Annotated in this window: 16 protein-coding genes, 1 pseudogene and 1 other annotated feature; of the genes and pseudogenes, 15 read left to right on the forward strand and 2 right to left on the reverse strand. The window is 35.1% G+C overall.

Annotation, left to right across the window (positions count from 1 at the left end; all coding sequences use genetic code 11):
- Positions 1-9: 9 nt before the first annotated feature.
- The 4 genes and pseudogenes from I5818_RS08560 to yihA all read left to right on the forward strand — a co-directional run bounded on the left by I5818_RS08560 (position 10) and on the right by yihA (position 6345).
- A pseudogene (locus tag I5818_RS08560) lies at positions 10-1340 on the forward strand (IS3 family transposase).
- Positions 1341-1591: 251 nt separating this feature from the next.
- Positions 1592-3259, forward strand: a complete 1668-nt coding sequence (gene lonB / locus I5818_RS08565) for an ATP-dependent protease LonB (RefSeq protein WP_078110119.1) — start codon at positions 1592-1594, stop codon at positions 3257-3259.
- A gap of 183 nt (positions 3260-3442) precedes the next feature.
- Positions 3443-5767: an endopeptidase La gene (gene lon, locus I5818_RS08570; RefSeq protein ID WP_058002018.1), complete on the forward strand. Its 2325-nt coding sequence runs from the start codon at positions 3443-3445 to the stop codon at positions 5765-5767.
- On the forward strand, positions 5764-6345 hold the full coding sequence (gene yihA, locus I5818_RS08575) for a ribosome biogenesis GTP-binding protein YihA/YsxC (RefSeq protein ID WP_058002019.1): 582 nt from the start codon (positions 5764-5766) through the stop codon (positions 6343-6345). Before lon ends, yihA begins: the two co-directional genes overlap by 4 nt.
- Positions 6346-6547: 202 nt before the next feature.
- Here yihA and I5818_RS08580 read toward each other — a convergent pair whose 3' ends face one another.
- A complete protein-coding gene (locus tag I5818_RS08580; protein WP_058002020.1) occupies positions 6548-7033 on the reverse strand; it encodes a LiaI-LiaF-like domain-containing protein in 486 nt (161 codons plus the stop codon).
- 201 nt (positions 7034-7234) lie between these two features.
- Between I5818_RS08580 and hemA the strand changes: the two genes are divergently transcribed.
- The 8 genes from hemA to ysxE all read left to right on the forward strand — a co-directional run bounded on the left by hemA (position 7235) and on the right by ysxE (position 16072).
- Positions 7235-8563: a glutamyl-tRNA reductase gene (gene hemA / locus I5818_RS08585; RefSeq protein ID WP_058002021.1), complete on the forward strand. Its 1329-nt coding sequence runs from the start codon at positions 7235-7237 to the stop codon at positions 8561-8563.
- A 95-nt stretch (positions 8564-8658) separates the two neighbouring features.
- A complete protein-coding gene (ccsA, locus tag I5818_RS08590; protein WP_058002022.1) occupies positions 8659-9492 on the forward strand; it encodes a cytochrome c biogenesis protein in 834 nt (277 codons plus the stop codon).
- A 12-nt stretch (positions 9493-9504) separates the two neighbouring features.
- Positions 9505-10434: a hydroxymethylbilane synthase gene (gene hemC / locus I5818_RS08595; protein ID WP_058002023.1), complete on the forward strand. Its 930-nt coding sequence runs from the start codon at positions 9505-9507 to the stop codon at positions 10432-10434.
- Between the two features lies 1 nt (position 10435).
- Entirely contained in the window at positions 10436-11236 is an 801-nt protein-coding gene (locus I5818_RS08600; RefSeq protein ID WP_058002024.1) for a uroporphyrinogen-III synthase, read from the forward strand.
- Positions 11233-12210, forward strand: coding sequence for a porphobilinogen synthase (gene hemB / locus I5818_RS08605; RefSeq protein ID WP_058002025.1), 978 nt, complete (start codon positions 11233-11235; stop codon positions 12208-12210). Before I5818_RS08600 ends, hemB begins: the two co-directional genes overlap by 4 nt.
- 118 nt (positions 12211-12328) lie before the next feature.
- Complete coding sequence (gene hemL, locus I5818_RS08610) at positions 12329-13618, forward strand: glutamate-1-semialdehyde 2,1-aminomutase (RefSeq protein WP_058002026.1); 1290 nt, start codon at positions 12329-12331, stop codon at positions 13616-13618.
- A 132-nt stretch (positions 13619-13750) separates the two neighbouring features.
- Positions 13751-14947, forward strand: coding sequence for a stage VI sporulation protein D (gene spoVID / locus I5818_RS08615; RefSeq protein WP_078109891.1), 1197 nt, complete (start codon positions 13751-13753; stop codon positions 14945-14947).
- 108 nt (positions 14948-15055) lie between these two features.
- Positions 15056-16072: a spore coat protein YsxE gene (gene ysxE, locus I5818_RS08620; RefSeq protein WP_078109890.1), complete on the forward strand. Its 1017-nt coding sequence runs from the start codon at positions 15056-15058 to the stop codon at positions 16070-16072.
- Between the two features lie 64 nt (positions 16073-16136).
- Here the strand turns inward: ysxE and I5818_RS08625 are convergent, their stop codons facing one another.
- Complete coding sequence (locus tag I5818_RS08625) at positions 16137-16328, reverse strand: hypothetical protein (protein ID WP_078109889.1); 192 nt, start codon at positions 16326-16328, stop codon at positions 16137-16139.
- A 173-nt stretch (positions 16329-16501) separates the two neighbouring features.
- Positions 16502-16769: a binding site (T-box leader), on the forward strand.
- A gap of 55 nt (positions 16770-16824) precedes the next feature.
- Here I5818_RS08625 and I5818_RS08630 point away from each other — a divergent pair.
- The 3 genes from I5818_RS08630 (at position 16825) to I5818_RS08640 (ending at position 22648) form a co-directional block, all read left to right on the forward strand.
- Positions 16825-19470: a valine--tRNA ligase gene (locus I5818_RS08630; RefSeq protein WP_078109888.1), complete on the forward strand. Its 2646-nt coding sequence runs from the start codon at positions 16825-16827 to the stop codon at positions 19468-19470.
- An 83-nt stretch (positions 19471-19553) separates the two neighbouring features.
- Positions 19554-20855, forward strand: coding sequence for a bifunctional folylpolyglutamate synthase/dihydrofolate synthase (locus I5818_RS08635; RefSeq protein WP_078109887.1), 1302 nt, complete (start codon positions 19554-19556; stop codon positions 20853-20855).
- A gap of 86 nt (positions 20856-20941) precedes the next feature.
- Complete coding sequence (locus tag I5818_RS08640) at positions 20942-22648, forward strand: sensor domain-containing diguanylate cyclase (RefSeq protein ID WP_078109886.1); 1707 nt, start codon at positions 20942-20944, stop codon at positions 22646-22648.
- Positions 22649-22650 lie beyond the last annotated feature (2 nt).

Genomic DNA, 22650 nt, shown 5'->3' on the forward strand with positions numbered 1-22650 from the left:
CGGATGAAAATGTCGAAAATATTATTTACAGATCAAGAACAGAAATTATTGATGAAACATCCTTATGTAAAAGCTGTTAGTGAAAAAGCAATTACTTACACTGATGAATTTAAAGCATTAGCTATTAAAGAGTATGAAGAAGGAAAATTTCCACGTCAAATATTTGAAGATGCAGGATTTGATATTGAAATCGTTGGGACTGAACGAGCGAGTTCATCTTTAAAGAGATGGCGTAAAGCTTATAAAGAAAATGGTGTAGCTGGGCTTGAAGACACTCGAAAATACCATTCTGGACGACCACTTGAACGTGAATTAAGTTTAGAAGAAAAATATGCACGATTAGAAGCACAAAACGCCTTATTACGTGCAGAAAATGAACTGCTAAAAAGATCGATCTAGCAGAAAGGATGTTGGTGAAGAAAAGGAAAAACTAACAGCTGAACAGAAATTTGAATTGATCCAATTGGTCATTAAAAATATAACTTAAAGCGGATGGTGAGCTATCTTTGTGAACTAGTTGGTGTCTCTCGATCAGGTTATTATCGTTATTTTTCAGAAGAAGCACAACTTAATAGACAGGCTCGTGATGAGGGCAGAGAAAAAGTAAAGAAAATCATTTTAAAAGCTTATAATTTTCGTCGTCGTAAGAAAGGCGCACGTCAAATCAAGATGACCTTAGAAAATCAGTATCAAATTACATATAACCTAAAACGAATTCGTCGTATCATGAAAAATTCCAAATCATTTGCCCAATTCGAAAAGCAAACCCATATCGAAGAATGGCAAAAGCAACAAAAGAACATAGAACTTTACCGAACCTATTAAACCGCGAATTTAAGCAAGGAACCGCTAGAAAAGTATTATTAACAGACATTACATATTTAAGTTATGGAAAAGGAAAACGTGCCTACTTGTCCACTATAAAAGATGCCGAAACCAATGAAATCTTAGCATATGAGACATCAGATAAAATCACACTAGATATTGCGTTAAATACATTAAAGAAGTTGAAAAAGACTGGGATAAAGCTGGCCGAAGGCGCATTCATTCACTCAGATCAAGGGTTCCACTATACCAACCCCCAATTTCAAAAGATGGTAAAGAAAATGGGACTAGGGCAATCTATGTCACGTCGTGGAAACTGTTGGGATAATGCCCCACAAGAATCGTTCTTTGGACATTTTAAAGATGAAACGGATTTTAAAACGTGTGAATCATTAGAAGAAGTAAAAAGAGAGGTTCAGAGTTATATGACATATTACAATCATTACCGAGGTCAATGGAACTTAAAAAAGATGACACCTGCACAATACAGTCATCATCTTCTTCAAGTTGCCTAGTCTTTTTTTAAATGTCCTTTACAAAGGGTACACTTTAAATGTCGCTAGGCTTTTTATATGCAAAAAAATTAGTTTATTCCCCCAAACTGCAGGAGATACTAGTTGGTATACAAATCCGATGGAGCCGCTTTGTACTTCATCAGTTAACATGAAGGAAATTGAATGAAAGGGTTACGTAAGCAGAAGAAGGTAGATGATTTCCACTTACGTCCCTTTTTCCTTCATATAAAAAGCATCTTGGAGGGAATACGATGAGTTGGACAGGGATAGCATTATTTATTCAGTTGTTTTTTGGGGTGATTATAGGATTATATTTTTGGAACTTGTTAAAGAGCCAAAAAACACAAAAGATTTCTATAGATCGGGAATCACGAAAGGAAATGGAGCAATTGCGAAAGCTTCGTTCCATCAAATTAACGGAACCGTTGGCGGAAAAAGTCCGTCCATCTAAATTTGAAGATATTGTCGGACAAGAGGATGGCATTAAATCATTAAAAGCAGCACTTTGTGGTCCAAATCCACAACATGTCATTATTTATGGGCCACCGGGTGTAGGGAAAACAGCAGCAGCAAGACTAGTTCTGGAAGAGGCTAAACGCAATGAGAAATCTCCCTTTAAACAAACTTCTGTATTTATTGAGTTAGATGCAACAACCGCAAGATTTGATGAACGTGGCATAGCCGATCCGCTTATTGGTTCAGTCCATGATCCTATCTATCAAGGGGCAGGGGCGATGGGACAGGCTGGAATTCCACAACCAAAGCAGGGGGCAGTAACAAATGCACATGGCGGTGTACTTTTTATCGATGAAATTGGAGAACTACACTCAATTCAAATGAACAAACTATTAAAAGTATTAGAAGATCGTAAGGTATTTCTTGATAGTGCCTACTATAGTGCGGAAAATACTCAAATTCCGTCACATATTCATGATATATTCCAAAATGGATTACCAGCAGATTTTCGATTAATTGGTGCAACCACCCGAACTCCTAATGAAATACCTCCAGCTATCCGTTCTAGATGTATGGAGGTGTTTTTTCGGGATTTAGAACAAGATGAAATTGCTAAGGTAGCAAAAAAAGCCGCGGAAAAAGTTAATCTCACAATTGATAAATCAGGATTGCAAATTCTTTCCTCCTATGCTCGAAATGGTCGAGAAGCAGTAAATATGGTACAAATTGCAGCAGGATTAGCGATTCAAGAAGAAAGAAATGATATAAGTAATACAGATATTGAATGGATCATTCAATCTAGTCAATTAACTCCTAGATTAGAAAGAAAAATTGGCGAGAAATCGAATGTAGGTCTTGTAAATGGATTAGCAGTCACAGGTCCCAACAGTGGAATTTTACTTGAAATTGAAGTAACAGTTATTCCAGCGAAAGAAAAGGGGACGATAAACATTACTGGTATTGTTGAAGAGGAAAGTATTGGGGGACAGGGAAAATCGATCCGAAGAAAGAGTATGGCAAGAGGTTCAATTGAAAATGTCATTACTGTTTTACGAACAATGGGGGTACCTGCAGACCAATATGATATTCATGTAAATTTCCCAGGAGGAATACCAATCGATGGTCCATCTGCAGGAATTGCGATGGCTACTGGGATATATTCAGCTATCTATAAAATTCCTGTTGATCATTCAATTGCTATGACAGGAGAAATAAGCATACATGGAAATGTCAAGCCTGTTGGAGGCGTATTCGCTAAGGTGAAGGCGGCAAAACAAGCAGGAGTAAAAACAGTGATTATTCCTGAAGAAAACATGCAATCCATTTTAAATGAAATTGAAGGTATTACAATTATTCCTATACGTGAATTTGAAAGTGCGATTAAAATTGCTTTAATCCATCGTTTTGAGGAGGAGTCACCATTAAAGACGTCATTAGAAGCGATGGATAAAAAAAGCGTTTAATTCATATAAAGGGTGACCAATACGCAATAAATGTGCGTTTAAAGGTCACCCCATTAGAAGATTTGAATAGGATAAGAATGATATGTTCTTTAAAATGGACACGATTATTTAAATACGTTAGAATTGTAAAAAGATTCACCTAGTGAGTGGAAAGAATGCAATGGTTTATGGAGGTGCACTAATTTGCCAAAGAAAAAAGAACACACTGTTCCTCTGCTACCACTGCGAGGATTGCTTGTGTACCCTACAATGGTCCTTCATTTAGATGTGGGGCGTGAACATTCTGTTCAAGCTTTAGAACAATCTATGATGAACGATCACTTAATTTTTTTGACGACTCAAAAAGATGATTCAATAAATGAACCAAATGAAGAGGATCTATACCGTATGGGGACACTTACAAAGGTTAAGCAAATGCTTAAATTACCTAATGGAACTATACGAGTACTGGTAGAAGGATTATATCGAGCGGAAATTCAACATTTCTATGATGAAAATAATTATTATGCTGTTTCACTAAAAACATATGAGCAAAATGATACTAGTGATGTAGAAATGATTGCTTTGATGAGAACCATGCTTGAGTACTTTGAACAATACATAAAGCTATCTAAAAAAATCTCAGCAGAAACATTTGAAACAGTTTCTGATATTGAAGAGCCAGGTAGAATGGCCGATATTATTGCTTCACATCTACCTCTAAAATTATCTCAAAAACAGGAAGTCCTTGAAACCGTTGATATTAAAGCGCGTTTAAACAAAGTAATTGAAATTATTCATAATGAAAAAGAAGTATTAAACTTAGAAAAGAAGATTGGTCAACGTGTCAAAAAGTCAATGGAGCGTACACAAAAGGAATATTATTTACGTGAACAAATGAAAGCCATTCAAAAAGAACTAGGTGATAAAGAAGGGAAAACCGGTGAGGTAGCAGAATTTACGGAGAAAATTGAGAAATCCGGTATGCCTGAACATGTGAAGAAAACAGCGCTTAAAGAGCTAGACCGATATGAAAAGGTGCCTTCAAGCTCTGCTGAAAGCTCAGTCATACGTAATTATATTGACTGGTTAATTTCTCTTCCGTGGTCTAATGCGACAGAAGACGATTTAGATATTTCAAAGGCTGAAGAGATTTTAAATCGAGAGCATTATGGTCTTGATAAAGTAAAGGAACGTGTACTTGAGTATTTAGCTGTGCAGAAATTAACTCAATCCTTAAAAGGGCCAATCCTTTGTCTAGCCGGACCTCCTGGGGTCGGTAAAACAAGTCTTGCACGTTCTGTTGCAGAATCCTTAGGAAGAAAATTTGTTCGTATTTCTCTAGGTGGAGTAAGAGATGAGTCTGAGATTCGAGGTCATCGTAGAACATATGTTGGTGCTATGCCTGGGAGAATCATTCAAGGGATGAAGAAAGCAGGTACAATCAATCCAGTCTTTTTATTAGATGAAATTGATAAAATGTCTAATGATTTTCGTGGTGACCCTTCTGCAGCTATGCTAGAGGTATTAGATCCAGAACAAAACCATAGCTTTAGTGATCATTATATTGAAGAAACATATGACTTATCGAAGGTCATGTTTATTACAACGGCTAATGATTTGTCTTCTATACCTGGACCTCTCCGTGATAGAATGGAAATTATTTCCATACCTGGTTATACGGAATTGGAAAAAATTCATATTGCAAAGGATCATTTACTACAAAAGGAAATGAACGAACATGGTTTGACAAAGGGTCAATTGCAAGTGAGGGATGAAGCATTTCAAAAAATTGTTCGTTACTATACACGTGAAGCAGGAGTTAGAAGTTTAGAAAGAGAAATCGCATCGATTTGCAGAAAAACAGCAAAAATTATTGTTTCGTCAGAAAGAAAACGTGTAATCGTGACCGACAAAAATATTGAAGAATATTTAGGAAAGACAAGATATCACTACGGTCAGGCAGAAATAGAGGATCAAGTCGGTGTAGCGACAGGATTAGCATATACGACGGTAGGTGGTGACACCTTACAAATAGAGGTTTCTCTTTCTCCTGGTAAAGGCAAGCTTGTGTTGACAGGAAAATTAGGAGATGTAATGAAGGAATCTGCACAAACTGCCTTAAGTTTCGTTCGATCAAAAGCAATCGAATTTAAGCTAGAAGAAGATTTCTATGAAAAATATGATATACACATCCATGTACCTGAAGGTGCTGTTCCAAAAGATGGACCTTCGGCAGGGATAACAATCGCAACAGCTTTAACCTCTGCTTTAACAGGAATACCGATTCGTAAAGAAGTGGGTATGACAGGAGAAATTACTTTAAGAGGGAGAGTTTTACCGATTGGTGGCTTGAAGGAAAAAACTTTAAGTGCACATCGTGCTGGACTTACAACGATTATTTTACCAAAAGACAATGAAAAGGACATTGATGACATTCCAGAAAGCGTTAGAGGGGATCTTAAATTAATTCCTGTTTCAAATATGAATGAAGTCTTAAAGGTAGCATTAGCAGGTGAATTGAAATGAAAGTAAATCAAGCTGAATTAGTTATTAGCGCAGTTAGACAAGAGCAGTATCCAGATGAACGTATTCCTGAGTTTGCGCTTGCAGGACGTTCAAATGTAGGGAAATCATCATTTATTAATAAAATGATCAACAGAAAGGCTCTTGCAAGAACATCATCTAAACCAGGAAAAACTCAAACCTTGAATTTTTATAAAATTGAAGATAGCTTATTTTTTGTAGATGTTCCTGGCTATGGCTTTGCGAGAGTTTCCAAAAAAGAACGAGAAGCATGGGGGAAAATGATTGAGACTTATATAACGACACGTGAACAATTATGTGCCGTACTTCTTATCGTTGATTTACGACATCCTCCAACAAAAGATGATATATTAATGTATGACTTTTTAAAACATTATCAAATCCCTTGTTTGGTCATTGCAACAAAAGCAGACAAGATTCCTAAGGGGAAATGGCAAAAGCATTTAAAAATTACTAAAGAAACCCTAAATTTTGATCCGGAAGATGAAATTGTCCTTTTTTCATCAGAAACCGGTGAAGGCAAAGATAAGATATGGGGTATTCTAAATAAATGGATGTAAAAAAGACCTTCAAGTGGTATGCCCCCCAAAAATTAGAACAATCCATTCTAACTTTTGGGGCACAGCATAACACGAAGGTCTTTTTATTTGGCTCTTATCTCAAACATTATAGCTATTTTAAGTGAAGTTTTATCAATAATAAGAGTGTAGACTGTAACTCCTTTATTGAGAAAAGGACGATGAATTTTACAAAAACAGCTTTTTATTTTCGTTTAAAAAATAATAGATATATTCCGAGAATGATTAAAAGAAATGGCCAAAGATTGATGATATTCCCTGCTTTATTTTCCAATAAGCCTAACCATTGAAGTACTTCATTATAGAATAAAAGAATAATAGAAATAATTAAAAATAAAACACCATGAAATAAACCATTCCCTGTCCTTTGATAACGTAATAAAAAGCCTAAAGAAATGATTAAAATGAAGATTCCTATGTGATCTGGCCATATGGATAATCGATTAACAATGTGAAAATGAATACCAAAACCTGTTAAGATGACGCCAGGTAATATGGCTTCATAATCTTTTCCTCCATAGCCTTGTCCTAAAAATGCGATTCCTACAATAATAAGAAGGGTTGGCCAAGTAAGATATTCCTTCAATATGTCAATTTGACTATGTTCTAAATAAAAATATAAACCAAACCCCAATAAAATCAATCCAGGAAAGATTTTTTGGTTTTTCATAATTAACCTGCTTTCGTTTCATTTACTTGATTCTAAGCTTATTTTTTGATACTGTACATATGGACTATGATTAATTATTACTAATATAACATAGGTTTCATTTTCTTTTCACATTTAATAAAAGAATAGGAAAATGGACATGATATAATAGAAAATATAAGGTTCATTAGTTGTCAAATTTTTTTGGGGGTGCCATTTTTTATGTACATCATAGCTGTTGGTTTAAATTATAAAACAGCCCCTGTAGAGATACGTGAAAGGCTGTCCTTTAATGAGGCGGATTTATCGGCTGCTACGACAGCATTAAAAAATAAAAAAAGCATTTTGGAAAATGTAATTGTTTCAACATGTAATCGAACAGAGGTTTATGCGGTTGTTGATCAACTGCATACAGGACGTTATTATATTAAAGATTTTCTCTCAGAATGGTTTCAAATTGATAAAGAGGAATTTACCCCTTACTTGTTTTTCTATGAACAGGATGGGGCGATTGAACATTTGTTTAAAGTTATTTGTGGATTGAATTCCATGGTTCTTGGTGAAACACAAATTCTAGGTCAAGTGAAGAACAGCTTCTTTATGAGTCAAGAAGTATCAGCAACTGGAACGATTTTTAATCACTTATTCAAAGAAGCGATTACTTTAGCTAAAAAGGCGCATTCTGAAACAGAAATTGGATCTAATGCTGTTTCTGTAAGCTATGCTGCAGTGGAGTTAGCTAAAAAGGTACTTGGTGATTTGAAAAATAAACATGTGTTAGTTGTTGGTGCCGGTAAGATGGGCAAGCTAGCGATTGAAAACCTATATGGCAGTGGAGCAACCAAGGTTTCCGTTATTAATCGGACATTTGAAAAAGCACAAGATCTAGCACAACAATTTAATGGGCAAGCTAAAACATTGCAGGAACTTCAATGTGCAATAGTTGAAGCAGACATTTTAATTAGCTCTACTGGTTCAAAAGATTATGTTATAACGAAGGATATGATGCTAGCGATTGAAAGGATGAGAAAGGGACGTCCTTTATTTATGGTTGATATTGCAGTACCACGTGACTTAGATCCTAGTATAGCTGATCTTGATAGTGTATTTTTATATGATATCGATGATTTAGAAGGTATTGTTGAAGCTAACCTTGCGGAAAGAAAAAAAGCTGCTGAAAATATCATGCTCATGATAGAGGAAGAAATTGTTCGTTTCAATGAATGGGTAAATATGCTAGGGGTAGTACCAGTTATTACTACTTTACGTGAAAAAGCCCTATCTATTCAGAAAGAGACAATGATGAGCATTGAAAGAAAAATGCCAAATTTAACTGAACGTGAACGGAAAATATTAAATAAACATACAAAGAGCATTGTTAATCAATTATTAAAGGACCCTGTTGCCCAGGCAAAGGAAATAGCAGCTCAACCAAATGCTGCCGAACAATTAGAGTTGTTTAAGAAAATCTTTAATATTGATGAACAACCAGAACAAATGGAAGAAAAAAGTCAAAGTACTTCACTAAAATGGAATGTTCAGCCTGTATAAAGCAGCAACCATTATTTTTGTAAGTGATAGGTAAGGGGAAGGACTCGTCCCTTACCAATCTCTTATTCTTTTCTTGAGAAAGGTTGAATTTTCTTATGTTTGATATGGTTATGTCGAGGCTTCATGAAGTAATGATTGTATTATATGCGATTAGTATCCTTTTATATTTTAATGATTTTCAACATCAAAATCAGAAGGCGAACAAGCTCGCTTATTGGTTACTTGCAATTGTTTGGTCTCTTCAAACAATTTTTTTGTTTATGTACGTATTTCGAACAGGAAGATTCCCTGTCCTTTCATTATTTGAGGGGATTTATTTCTATGCATGGGTATTACTAACCTTATCACTTATAATAAATAAAATATTAAGAGTAGATTTTACAGTTTTCTTTACGAATATTATTGGTTTTATTTTTATGGCAATACATACATTTGCACCTGTACATACACAGAGTACGGCAGTTTCAGAAAGATTAGTATCTGAATTATTATTTATTCATATAACAATGGCTATTCTATCTTATGCGGCATTTTCGTTTTCATTTGTTTTTTCGTCTCTCTATTTACTTCAGTATAAGTTGCTGAAGCAAAAAAAATGGGGCCACAGGCTATGGAGATTAAATGATTTATCTAAGCTTGAAAAGATGTCATACGTATTAAATGTTATTGGTGTTCCTATGCTTATATTGAGTTTGATTTTAGGACTCCAGTGGGCATTTATTAAACTATCCGTATTTCATTGGTATGATTCAAAAATTATTGGATCATTTATTATCCTGATTATATACAGTCTTATTCTTTATTTAAGAGAGCGGAGGAATATGTTTGGAAAATCCATTGCACTTTGGAATATCGCAGCATTTCTTGTAGTACTTATCAATTTCTTTTTAGTTAGCCGATTATCCGCGTTTCATTTTTGGTATTCATAGGAGGATTACATAATGAGGAAAATTATTATTGGATCACGTAGAAGTAAGTTAGCATTAACGCAAACCAATTGGGTAGCAGATCAATTAAAGAAACTAGGTGTCCCTTTTGAATTTGAAGTAAAGGAAATTGTAACAAAAGGAGATCGAATCCTTGATGTTACTTTATCAAAGGTTGGTGGAAAGGGACTTTTTGTCAAGGAAATTGAACAAGCATTATTGAATAAAGAAATTGATATGGCAGTTCACAGCATGAAAGATATGCCAGCAGTTTTACCTCAAGGTCTTACCATCGGCTGTATTCCGCATCGTGAAGACCACCGTGACGTATTAATTTCCAAAGGTCATATGACATTAAGGGATTTACCGAAAGGTGCAAAGGTAGGGACAAGTAGTCTACGTCGAAGTGCTCAAATACTAGCTGAGCGTCCGGATTTAGAAATCAAATGGATCCGTGGAAATATTGATACGCGATTAGCTAAGTTAGAGACAGATGAATATGATGCCATTATTTTGGCCGCAGCAGGTCTATCTCGTATGGGATGGAGTAGTGATGTTGTAACTGAATACTTAGAGCCTGAGGTTTGTCTTCCTGCTGTAGGTCAAGGAGCATTAGCTATCGAGTGTCGTGAAGATGACAAAGAATTGCTCGATGAATTATTAAAGCTAACATCTAAGGAAACAAAGGAAACAGTAACAGCAGAACGGGCATTTCTTCATAAAATGGAGGGTGGCTGTCAAGTTCCGATTGCTGGTTATGCAACAATTACCGATAATGCTCAAATTTCTTTAACTGCACTAGTTGCGGATCCTAATGGAAAAATCATATATAAAGAAACGGTTATGGGCGAAGACCCGGTCATTGTTGGAGAAAAGGCAGCTGCAATTCTTACAGAACAAGGCGCAAAACAATTAATTGATCGAGTTAAGCAGGAGCAAGAGTAAGATGATTTACGATTTGCCCCTAGCAGGCAAAAAAATATTGGTTACCCGGGGAGGTAGGAAAGGTGAGGAGCTTGCAAGTAAAATTATAAGTAAAGGTGGTAGCTCTTCTATCATCCCGCTGATTGATTTTACAGTAAATAATGATCAACATGCTCGCGAATATGTTCAAAAACTGCCTTCATATGATTGGATCATATTTACCAGTCAAAATGGTGTTAACTATTTCTTTGAAGAATGTACCCGATTAAATCCCAATTTTTGTCCGTCTGATATTAAAAATAATGTTGCGGCCGTTGGGAGTAAAACAAAGGAAGCTGTAGAGAAATATGGAGTTAAAGTAGGTTTCTATCCATCTCAATTTAGTGCGGCAGACTTTATTGTTGAGTTTCTAAAAAAGGAACACTCGACTAAACATATATTAATTGCGAAAGGCAATTTAGCTAGTAGAACGATTGCTGATGGACTAGAGGAAAAAAAAGTGTTAGTTGATGAATGGATTGTGTATCGAACTTTTTTTCCATATAAAAGTAGAGATAAGCTTGTCCAATTACTAGTAGATAGGGAATTGGATTATGCGACTTTTACTAGTCCTTCGACATTTCACCATTTTATGGAGGTTGTTACCTCCTGTTCATTGCAGTATGCCCTAAAAAATATTGAATTTATTGCGATTGGTGCTGTAACCAAAAAAGCAATTGAACAATATGGTTTTTCCGTTGCTGCAAGCCCAGAAGTGTATACTATAGAATCAATGTTAGATAGCTTATGTCAATTAGCGAAACTTAAGGAGGAAAAAAAATGAAAGACATGCAATTTAAACGTCATAGAAGACTTCGTAGTTCAGCGAATATGAGAGCATTGGTTCGTGAAACTCATTTACATATTGATGATTTGATTTATCCAATCTTTGTTGTCGAAGGAGAAAATATTAAAAAGGAAATTTCATCTATGCCAGGTATTTACAACCTATCCCTTGATCAGTTAAAAGGTGAAATGGATGAAGTAGTTGCTTTAGGCATTAAATCTGTCTTGTTATTTGGGGTGCCAAATGAGAAGGATGCTGAAGGGTCCGGTGCTTTCCACAATCATGGAATTGTCCAAGAAGCCACGCGTTTGATTAAAAAGATGTATCCTGAGATTATTATTATTGCCGATACCTGCCTCTGCGAATATACCGATCATGGACATTGTGGAGTGATTGCAGATGGAAAAATTCTAAATGATCCTAGCCTTGATCTATTGGCAAAAACAGCTGTAAGTCAAGCAGAGGCTGGTGCAGATATTATTGCCCCATCAAATATGATGGATGGGTTCGTCGCGGCCATTAGAAAGGGATTAGATGAAGCGGGTTATGAGGATATTCCAATTATGTCGTATGCAGTAAAATATGCTTCTGCATTCTATGGTCCATTTCGTGATGCAGCTGGAAGCACACCACAATTTGGAGATCGAAAAACCTATCAAATGGATCCTGCCAATCGCTTAGAAGCGTTAAGAGAAGCTGAATCAGATGTGGAAGAAGGAGCAGATTTTCTTATTGTCAAGCCAACACTTTCTTACCTTGATATTGTAAGGGATGTAAAAAATGAATTTAATCTTCCTGTAGTTGCTTATAATGTGAGTGGTGAGTATTCACTTATAAAAGCGGCTGCACAAAATGGTTGGGTCGATGAAAAGACTATTGTACTAGAAACGCTAACAAGTATGAAACGAGCTGGGTCCGATTTAATTATTACCTATTTTGCAAAAGATGTTGCAAAATGGTTAGCTGAATAACTGAATAAGATTATTTCATTGTTCTAGTTATTTTTGCTTGTTTTTTCCATCAGGTAGAAACTGTCATAAAAGAAAAAGCAGAATGAAAAACAATCCGAACTAAATGGGGGTTAATATGATGCGATCCTATGAAAATTCAAAGAAAGCATTTAAAGAAGCTATTACACTCATGCCCGGTGGGGTGAATAGTCCTGTTCGTGCCTTTAAGTCCGTCAATATGGATCCGATTTTTATGGAAAAGGGAAAAGGTTCAAAAATATATGATATTGATGGAAATGAATATATTGATTATGTTTTATCATGGGGACCACTAATACTAGGTCATACAAATGATCAAGTAGTCAGTGCCTTGAAGAAGGTTGCTGAGAATGGGACTAGCTTTGGTGCACCTACATTAGCTGAAAACAAGCTTGCAAAGCTAGTAAAAGAACGTGTACCATCTATTGAAATTGTCCGGATGGTTTCCTCTGGAACCGAAGCAACTATGAGTGCGTTAAGGCTTGCAAGAGGATATACAGGTCGCAATAAGATTTTAAAATTTGAGGGAAGCTATCATGGGCATGGTGATTCATTGTTAATTAAGGCAGGATCAGGTGTAGCTACACTAGGCTTACCTGACAGCCCTGGTGTACCTGAAGGTGTTGCTTCTAATACGGTTACTGTTCCTTATAATGATTTGGAGGGAGTTAAAGCTGCCTTCCAGCAATTTGGAGAAGACATTGCTTGTATTATTGTAGAACCAGTTGCAGGCAATATGGGTGTTGTTCCACCACAGCCAGGATTTTTAGAAGGATTGCGAGAAATAACTTCCCAGTATGAATCATTATTGATTTTTGATGAGGTTATGACTGGTTTCCGTGTTGATTATCATTGTGCACAAGGGTATTTTGGGATCACTCCAGATTTAACTTGCTTAGGGAAAGTAATTGGTGGAGGACTTCCTGTTGGTGCCTTTGGTGGAAAGGCAGAAATCATGGAAAAGATTGCACCAAGTGGTCCTGTTTACCAAGCTGGAACTTTATCTGGTAACCCATTAGCAATGACTGCTGGTTATGAAACACTTGTTCAATTGACTCCGGATACGTATAAAGAATTTATTAAAAAAGCAGACAAACTAGAACAAGGTTTGCATAATGCTGCAGTGAAATATGAAATTCCGCATACAATCAATCGAGCTGGTTCGATGATTGGTATTTTCTTAACAAATGAAGATGTAATAAATTATGATACAGCAAAAACTTCTGATTTACAGTTATTTGCTGAGTATTATCGAGGAATGGCAAATAATGGTGTATTCTTACCACCTTCTCAATTTGAGGGACTTTTCCTATCGACAGCCCATACAGATGAGGATATTGAAAAAACAATAAAAGCAGTTGAAACTACCTTTAAGACAATCAGAGGTTAGTGGATCTGAAACCACATGATGTTTTCCATCATGTGGTTTTTTTATTTAAAAAAATCATATTCTTCTTATTTCATTCATAAAAATATAAATGACATAGCTAGTTTTTATTGGAATTGAAGGGAGGAATCCACTTTGTCACAAAGTCAATCGTCACTGCGATTTTCATTAGAGGAGTATGTTTGGTTTAAAAAAGGACAGGAAGTTGATGAACTTCTATCCATTTCATTAGATCCACATATAACCATTCAAGAACAAGAGCAATATGTACAAATTATTGGTAATTTACAGCTGCAAGGTGAATACAAAGGGGGAGGAGAAGAGTACGAAGAAAAAGAATTAGATCTCCATGGAAAATTTGTTCATCAGGTTGAATATCGGGAAGATGAGGGTGTTTATCAATTTGAACATCGCTTTCCTGTTGATGTAACGATACCTAAGAATAGAATCAATCAACTCGAAGATATCGATGTAAGCATTGATATGTTTGACTATATACTACCGGAAAAAGGTAAATTAAAACTTACTGCGGATCTTTCGATTTTTGGAATTCGCAATGAAGAAATGGAAGAAAGTGATGAACAAGAAATACCGATATCATTATTAGAACCAGAAGTAAATGAACAAGTTTCGGAAACCGAATCCGAAGATAATACAGAAGAGTCTGTAAATGTTGACCCTGAATTGTTTGAAACAGAAAGTGAATCAATACCTGAATACCATTTAGAACGAGGACTACCAGTAAAACCACAACCTGAGGAGGAGGAAAAAGAGGGAAATAACGAAGAAGAGTTTGTAGATTTTAAAGTTGATGAAGAATTATTTCAACCGTTTGTCATTGAAGCAAGGAAAGAACCAGAAGATCATGAAGAAATGATAGAAAATAAAGAGGAAGAGCCTATTTTAAATCTAGGAATAGTAAATGAATCAGAAGAGGAATTTCTTCAAGTTTCTGGAGATCACAGAAATGAATCCTCTGCACATTATGAGGATACCAATGAGATTGAATCCTCTCCATCTGCCCAGTCAGAGGCAGAGGAAGAAGATGAATCTCCTGAAGAAGAAGATCAAAGTAAAACAAAGAAAAAGAAGAAATTTGGGAAGTACGAATCTATTTCATTAGCTGATTTTTTTGCTAGAAAAGCAGATGATAAAGCAGCGAAGCTAAAAGTGGTTATCGTTCAAAATGGGGAGACCCTCGATTATTTAGCTGATAAATATGAGATTAGTGTTCAACAAATATTAAGAATGAATCATTTAGAAATTAATCAAGACGTATATGAAGGGCAGGTTCTCTATATTCCTTCATATGTAAGTGCTACAAAAAAATAATTAAAGTCTAGCTCTTACTCCTAGCCTAGTGAATCGCTGTTGTTGATTATATGTAAATGTTCTCAGATGATGAAAATGGCAATACGTAGGGGTTAAGCAGGTGAAAGGATGGCTAAGACGAAAAAAACAGATATTCACACGATTATTAAACAATATGGTTTAAATGTTAATTTTTACGAGAGATATGGAAAAAGCTTTAAAGTTATTACGAATGAAGGAGTTTTTGCTTTAAAAAGAATCTCTCCACAAAAGGGTACAGATTTTGTAAAAAATGTTCAAATGCTATACCACCGTGGATATAATCGGATTGTGCCAATTTATCCTACAATGGATGGGAGATATGGGGTTCTCCATGAAAATGATTTATATTACTTAATGCCTTGGCTACCAAATGAAGAGAAAGAAGATAGAAATGAAAAACATCAAAAAATGTTTAGGGAGTTAGCTAGGCTTCATACTTTATCAGTTAAGGACATCCAACTTTCTAAAGAACAACGTAAAGAGCATTATGATCAAACTGTTTGGCAATGGGAAAGGGAAACCGAGTTTTTTGAAGAATTTTTAGAACGTAGTGAACAGAAGTGGTATATGTCACCATTTGAATTAATGTTTTGTACATTTTATCAGGATATCTTTCGAGCTGCAAAATATTCAAAAGAGCAACTTGAAAAATGGTATGAGGTTTCAAAGGATCAGGAAAAGGGAAGAACTGTCGTTGTTCATGGGAAAATTTCTACAGAGCATTTTTTATACGATGAGAGGGGCTATGGATATTTTTCTAACTTTGAACAATCAAATATCTTGTCCCCAATACATGATTTATTACCATTCTTAGCGAGAACATTAAATACATTTCCGAAACGTATGGATGAGTGTGTGGATTGGCTAAACACATATTTATCGCATTTTCCATTTCGAGAGGATGAAAAATACTTATTTCTTGGCTATTTAGCATATCCAGGTCCGATTCATCAAATAGTTGAGGAATATTATTTGAAGAAAACAAAAAAGAATGAATGGGAGTTTGTTAAACAACTTCAAAGAAAATATTGGTTATTAAAAAATACAGAATATGTGGTTATGCGAATGAATGAAATAGATAAACAAAAGACAGACCCTTCCTAGCTATTAAGGAGGGGTCTATATTGTTATCTTACCACCCCAGCCCATATTTGTTTTTAGCAAATATCTAGATCCATTCGTTTTGAAATGCAAAGGCAATTAAAATAAATATTGCTAATAACAAAACATCAAATGCAGTGGGTAATAAAATGGTTCGAATAGCTTGAAAGATAGTAAAAGGAATAATTAGTTGTTTACATATGCTTTTGAATGTTTTCATCCAAGACTGTAATGTATATTGATTAAATTTTTTTTTCATTCTTTCACCTTCCTCTTATCGATCCCCTTAGTAATAATGTATGATTAATAGGCGAATCTGTGTCAGAGTGTCAATTGAATGATTATCCATGAATTTTTTTAAAAAAATGGGCAATAATAATTGACGAGATGACTATTAATTAGATAGTATAATAAATAAAAATAAATCAAAATGTAAATGCAGTGATTGGGAAAAGTACAATGGGATACTACTTTATCAGAGGTATTTATCATACTTCTTCAGAGAGGGAAATCAATAGCTGAAAGATTTCCTAAGAGAGAACATTGGAAAAGTCACCCATGAGTAGCTTCTGTGAAACATAGCGGAGTAATGGAAGCCGGCGAAGAGCCGTTATCTTACATAAGTGCCAGAAACAGTTCTTTTAATGCTGTTTCTGTGAAAAAAGGTGGTACCGCGAAAATCGCTCCCTTCGTCCTTTTGACGATGGGAGTTTTTTATTTTTTTGGTACCCTTTACTGAAAGTGAGGAGAAAGAAATGGAAACAAATGAATTACAAATGTCAACCAAATATGATCCGAATGCCATAGAAAAGGACCGCTATGAATGGTGGCTAAAAGGAAAATTCTTTGAGGCAGCAGACGATCCAAATAAGGAACCGTATACAATCGTTATTCCACCTCCAAATGTGACGGGGAAATTGCATCTTGGTCATGCATGGGATACAACATTACAAGATATCCTAACAAGAATGAAGAGAATGCAGGGCTATGATGTATTATGGCTACCAGGAATGGATCACGCAGGAATCGCTACACAAGCTAAAGTTGAGGCGAAATTAAGAGAAAATGGTATATCAAAGTATGATCTCGGAAGAGAAAAATTTGTAGAAGAAACTTGGAAATGGAAAGAGGAGTATGCAGCTTTTATTCGCAAGCAATGGGCTAAGATTGGGTTAGGTTTAGATTATTCCCGCGAAAGATTTACTCTAGATGAAGGATTATCAGATGCAGTTAAAAAGGTGTTTGTTACTCTTTATAAAAAGGGACTTATTTATCGTGGGGAGTATATTATTAACTGGGACCCTGCAACCAAAACAGCATTATCTGATATTGAAGTAATATATAAAGATATACAGGGTGCTTTTTATCATATGCGTTATCCATTAGCAGATGGTTCAGGGCATATTGAGATTGCAACAACACGTCCGGAAACCATGCTAGGAGATACAGCTGTAGCTGTTCATCCGAATGATGATCGTTATAAACATTTAATCGGAAAAACGGTTATTTTACCAATAACAGGCCGTGAAATACCGATTGTTGGTGATGATTATGTAGATATGGAATTTGGTTCAGGTGCAGTTAAGATCACTCCAGCACATGATCCTAATGACTTTGAAATTGGAAACCGCCATAATTTAGAACGTATATTAGTTATGAATGAAGACGGAACCATGAATGATAAAGCAGGTAAATATGAAGGCATGGACCGTTTTGAATGTCGTAAACAAATCGTTAAAGATTTACAGGCAGAAAATGTACTCTTTAAAATAGAAGATCATATGCATTCTGTTGGACATTCTGAACGTAGTGGTGCTGTTGTTGAACCATATTTGTCAACACAATGGTTCGTTAAGATGCAGCCATTAGCAGACGCAGCAGTTGAATTACAAAAATCCGAATCAAAAGTTCACTTTGTACCTGAAAGATTTGAAAATACGTATTTACGATGGATGGAAAACATTCGTGATTGGTGTATTTCGCGCCAGCTTTGGTGGGGTCATCGAATTCCAGCTTGGTATCATAAGGAAACAGGTGAAATCTATGTTGATACAAAACCACCTACTGATATTGATAACTGGGAGCAAGATTCAGATGTATTAGATACATGGTTTAGTTCAGCACTGTGGCCATTCTCAACTATGGGTTGGCCCGATACTGAGGCAAAAGATTTTCTACGTTATTACCCAACGAATGCATTAGTAACTGGTTACGATATTATTTTCTTCTGGGTAGCTAGAATGATTTTTCAAGCGAAAGAATTTACTGGCGAAATACCATTTAAAGATGTATTAATTCATGGTCTTGTTCGTGATGAACAAGGTCGAAAGATGAGTAAATCTCTTGGAAATGGCGTTGATCCAATGGATGTTATCGATAAATATGGGGCAGATTCACTGCGTTATTTCTTATCGACAGGCAGCTCACCAGGTCAAGATTTAAGGTTCAGTATGGAAAAGGTTGAATCCATTTGGAATTTTGCCAATAAAATTTGGAATGCCTCACGCTTTGCCTTAATGAATATGAATGGATTAACTTTTGATGAAATTGATTTAAATGGTGAAAAATCAGTTGCAGATAAATGGATTTTAACTCGTTTAAATGAAACCATCGAAACAGTAACTAAACTTGCCGATAAGTATGAGTTTGGGGAAGTGGGTCGAGCTTTATATAACTTCATTTGGGATGATTTCTGTGATTGGTATATTGAAATGGCTAAATTACCACTTTATGGGGAAGACGAGACTGCTAAGAAAACAACTCGTTCTATTTTAGCGTATGTTTTAGATAACACGATGCGTCTTTTACATCCATTTATGCCATTTATTACAGAAGAAATTTGGCAAAATCTACCTCATCAAGGTGAATCGATTACGGTAGCAAATTGGCCTACGAAAAACAATGATTTACATGATGAGGCCGCAGCGGGTGAAATGAAATTATTAGTTGAAATCATTCGTTCGGTACGTAATATTCGTGCAGAAGTAAATACACCATTAAGTAAAAAGATTAAACTATTACTTAAGGCAAAGGATGAACAAGTACTAAGCATTTTAACAAAGAATCAGTCCTATATTGAACGTTTCTGTAATCCGGAAGAATTAATCATTGATATTGAAATGGATACACCAGCAAAAGCGATGACTGCTGTTGTAACAGGAGTTGAACTATTCCTTCCTCTGGAAGGTTTGATTAATATTGATGAAGAAATAGCACGTTTGGAAAAAGAATTAGATAAATGGTCTAAAGAAGTAGATAGAGTACAAAAGAAACTAGGTAATGAAAAATTCACAAGCAAAGCTCCAGCTCAGGTCGTTGAAGAGGAACGAGCAAAGGAAAAAGATTATTTAGAAAAACAAGCAGCGGTTAAAGCAAGAATAGAAGAATTAAAGCAAAATTAATGTTATTATCAACCGTGAGAGGCTGTCTAAAAAAACAGGCAGCCTCTTTATTATTACATCAGTAGAAAAAAGAGGGAATCGTAATGAAAACGTATGATGAAGCCATTCATTGGATTAATTCAAGATTAAGATTTGGTATTAAACCTGGTTTAGAACGAATGCAATGGATAATGGAAAAATTAGGATCTCCTGAAAAAAAATTAAAGGTCATCCATATTGGAGGAACAAACGGAAAAGGCTCGACGGTTACTTATCTTCGTTCGATCTTAAATGAAGCAGGCTATAAGGTAGGAACATTTACTTCACCTTACATTGAAACGTTTAACGAGCGTATAAGTGTAAATGGTGCCCCAATAAAGGATGAAGAGATTATTCAGCTAGTGAACGTCATCAAACCTTTAGTCGAAGAGATTGAAACAACAGAACTAGGAACAATGACAGAATTTGAAGTGATTACCGTGATGGCTATATATTACTTTGCTAATATGAATCCAATGGATATTAACATCTTTGAAGTAGGACTTGGTGGTAGATTAGACTCAACCAATATACTAGTTCCAATCATGAGTATTATTACAAATATTGGAATGGATCATATGAATATTCTTGGTAATACGGTTGAGGAAATTGCTACTGAAAAAGCAGGAATCATAAAAAAAGATACACCAATAATAACTGGGGCGAAGCAGGAAGAGGCTTTAAATGTCTTTATTGAAAAGTCAAAACTGTTAGGAGCCAAGCTCTTGGTAGGTGGGAAAGATTTCGCGATAGATGAAGTGAAAACATTGAAAAAAGGTGAACAATTTTCCTACCATTCAGCTGTATCATTTTATAAAAATATCGAAATTTCAATGCTTGGATATCACCAGGTTGAAAACGCGTCATTAGCAATCACTGCAGCTGATTTTTTGAAAATACCTGAACATGTAATAAGAGAAGGGTTAAAAAAAGCGTTTTGGCCGGGAAGAATGGAGATGGTCAGTGAAAAGCCTGTGGTAATCCTGGATGGCGCTCATAATCCAGAAGGAGTATTATCACTTGTCCAGACCATAGAGGAACATTTCCCGAATAAAAGAAGACATATCGTCTTTGCTGCCCTACGTGATAAAGAGTTAAAGCCTATGTTAAAAACATTAGCAAGTATTGATTCGAAAATATATTTTACCCAATTCGACTCACCGAGAATAACAGAAGCGGAGGAATTTTTGTCAATATATCCTATTCCTAATGCTAAGGTAAATAGTAATTGGCGCGAATTAATTGAAAATGTCTATATGACTTTAACGCGTGATGAGGTACTAATCATTTCAGGTTCATTATACTTTATTAGTGAAGTGAAACCCTACTTAAGAACAATCATTAAAGAAAATAACTACAAGGATTAATGAGAAAATATAATGACAATTTAACTATAATTTGGTAGAATATTTTATAAAATTGAGACTTATTAACTAGTTCAGGAGGGGCAAGAATGAGTAATCAAGCTATTAAACCAACTAAGCTTCTAATCATCTCATGGTTGCTAATTTTACCTGCTGGTATATATATAGCTTACCGTTTTTTCCCCTCTGTACCCATGAACCCACTTTTAATTTTAGTCTTTTTAGTTTTAGTAGGCGTAGTTGCCTATTTCCCCATCATTATTAATGATACTCCGATATTTTTAGTACAATGGGTAACGTTAGTAGCCTTTCTTTTACATGGTTTAATATATGAGATTATTTTTATGCAATTTTCCATCCTTATGCTGATGTTTTCATTAAAGATAGGAAAAGATGATAGTTATCGTTATTTTATTAATTCAATCATGTTTTTTGTTATTTCACTTTTTAGTGGAGCTGTATTTTATGCACTTGGAGGCAAAGTTGGGTATTTTTCCATTCAAGAATTAATTATTCCATTATTTGTATATCAAATTGTTCTTTTTATCTTAAATCAAATCCTTTTATACTGGTCGAAAATAATGTTAAAAAAGAAAGCAAAATTATTTGCTAAAGATATGATTTGGGATTTCTGTACATTAGTTATGATTCTTCCCCTTGGTCTTGCATTATATTATTTATTTGAAGAGATTAGCTATGTTGCATTTCTTTTAATTGGGATCCCCTTCCTTAGTTTTGGTTATGTGTTAAGAATGTATAATTCATCAGAAAGAATTAATGATTATCTACAGCGCGCCGCAGAAATAGGACATCAATTGACAGAGAGATTGCAGGTTAATGAAGTACTAGATGTATTTATTCAAAAAATATCGCAAATGTTACCGGTAGATTATGCCTATATTTTAGACGTAAAAAACGATAAACTTGTTCTTCTTAGAGGAGTAGAAAAAGGAGAGCAACAATTAAATAGTATTCCACCAATTGAAAAGAATGAAGGGATTAGTGGAATGGTATGGGGAACAAGAAAAGCCGTTTTCTACCATGAAAAATCTGAATGGGAGAAGGATGCAAAAGGATATATGCCTAAAGGTGCTGAAAGTATTATTTGTGTTCCTATTTTTAGAGAAAAAAAAGTAGAGGGTATATTATTTTTAGCGTCTACACGAAAGAAACAATATGAAAAATATCAAACGTCAATGTTAGATATTTTATGTTCTTATTTTGGCGTGGCGATATCAAATGCTAGACATTATGAAAAAACAAAAAATATAAGTGAACATTGTTCATTAACAAAATTATATAATTATCGATATTTTGATGATCTTCTTACGCGTGAATTTGAATTACTGAAAAAAGGTGACCGAAAAGAATTATCTATCATCATGTTAGATATAGATTATTTTAAGAAGATTAATGATACATATGGCCATCAAAGCGGAAATGAGATCCTTGTTCAAATGGCAAAAAGAATTCGTAGTTTAATAGGAAATAGAGGAACTGTAGCTAGGTATGGAGGAGAAGAATTTGTTATTCTTCTACCAGATACAAATAAGAAATCAGCATTACGGTTAGCGGAAATCGTTCGTTTAACTATTGCTAATCGCCCATTTAGTACACAAAATTTTTTAGACTTTGATGAAAAATATGAAAGTGTGGATATAACTGTCAGTATTGGAGTAGCTTCAGCACCAAATGATGCAGATGATGCCCTTGCTCTAATTCGCCATGCAGATCGAGCCTTATATATTGGAGCCAAGCGTGAGGGGAAAAATCGTGTAGCGGAATACGTGAAGTAATA

Source organism: Heyndrickxia oleronia (genome assembly GCF_017809215.1).
In the GTDB taxonomy this organism is placed as follows: Bacteria; Bacillota; Bacilli; order Bacillales; family Bacillaceae_C; genus Heyndrickxia; species Heyndrickxia oleronia.

Bases quoted from the DNA above. Each gene is read 5' to 3' on its own strand.
- hemA (WP_058002021.1), top strand. From the start codon at position 7,235: ATGTACATCATAGCTGTTGGTTTAAATTATAAAACAGCCCCTGTAGAG.
- I5818_RS08580 (WP_058002020.1), bottom strand. From the start codon at position 7,033: ATGAAAAACCAAAAAATCTTTCCTGGATTGATTTTATTGGGGTTTGGT.
- hemL (WP_058002026.1), top strand. From the start codon at position 12,329: ATGCGATCCTATGAAAATTCAAAGAAAGCATTTAAAGAAGCTATTACA.
- I5818_RS08640 (WP_078109886.1), top strand. From the start codon at position 20,942: ATGAGTAATCAAGCTATTAAACCAACTAAGCTTCTAATCATCTCATGG.
- I5818_RS08625 (WP_078109889.1), bottom strand. From the start codon at position 16,328: ATGAAAAAAAAATTTAATCAATATACATTACAGTCTTGGATGAAAACA.
- ysxE (WP_078109890.1), top strand. From the start codon at position 15,056: ATGGCTAAGACGAAAAAAACAGATATTCACACGATTATTAAACAATAT.
- hemB (WP_058002025.1), top strand. From the start codon at position 11,233: ATGAAAGACATGCAATTTAAACGTCATAGAAGACTTCGTAGTTCAGCG.
- I5818_RS08600 (WP_058002024.1), top strand. From the start codon at position 10,436: ATGATTTACGATTTGCCCCTAGCAGGCAAAAAAATATTGGTTACCCGG.
- hemC (WP_058002023.1), top strand. From the start codon at position 9,505: ATGAGGAAAATTATTATTGGATCACGTAGAAGTAAGTTAGCATTAACG.
- ccsA (WP_058002022.1), top strand. From the start codon at position 8,659: ATGTTTGATATGGTTATGTCGAGGCTTCATGAAGTAATGATTGTATTA.
- I5818_RS08630 (WP_078109888.1), top strand. From the start codon at position 16,825: ATGGAAACAAATGAATTACAAATGTCAACCAAATATGATCCGAATGCC.
- lonB (WP_078110119.1), top strand. From the start codon at position 1,592: ATGAGTTGGACAGGGATAGCATTATTTATTCAGTTGTTTTTTGGGGTG.
- yihA (WP_058002019.1), top strand. From the start codon at position 5,764: ATGAAAGTAAATCAAGCTGAATTAGTTATTAGCGCAGTTAGACAAGAG.
- I5818_RS08635 (WP_078109887.1), top strand. From the start codon at position 19,554: ATGAAAACGTATGATGAAGCCATTCATTGGATTAATTCAAGATTAAGA.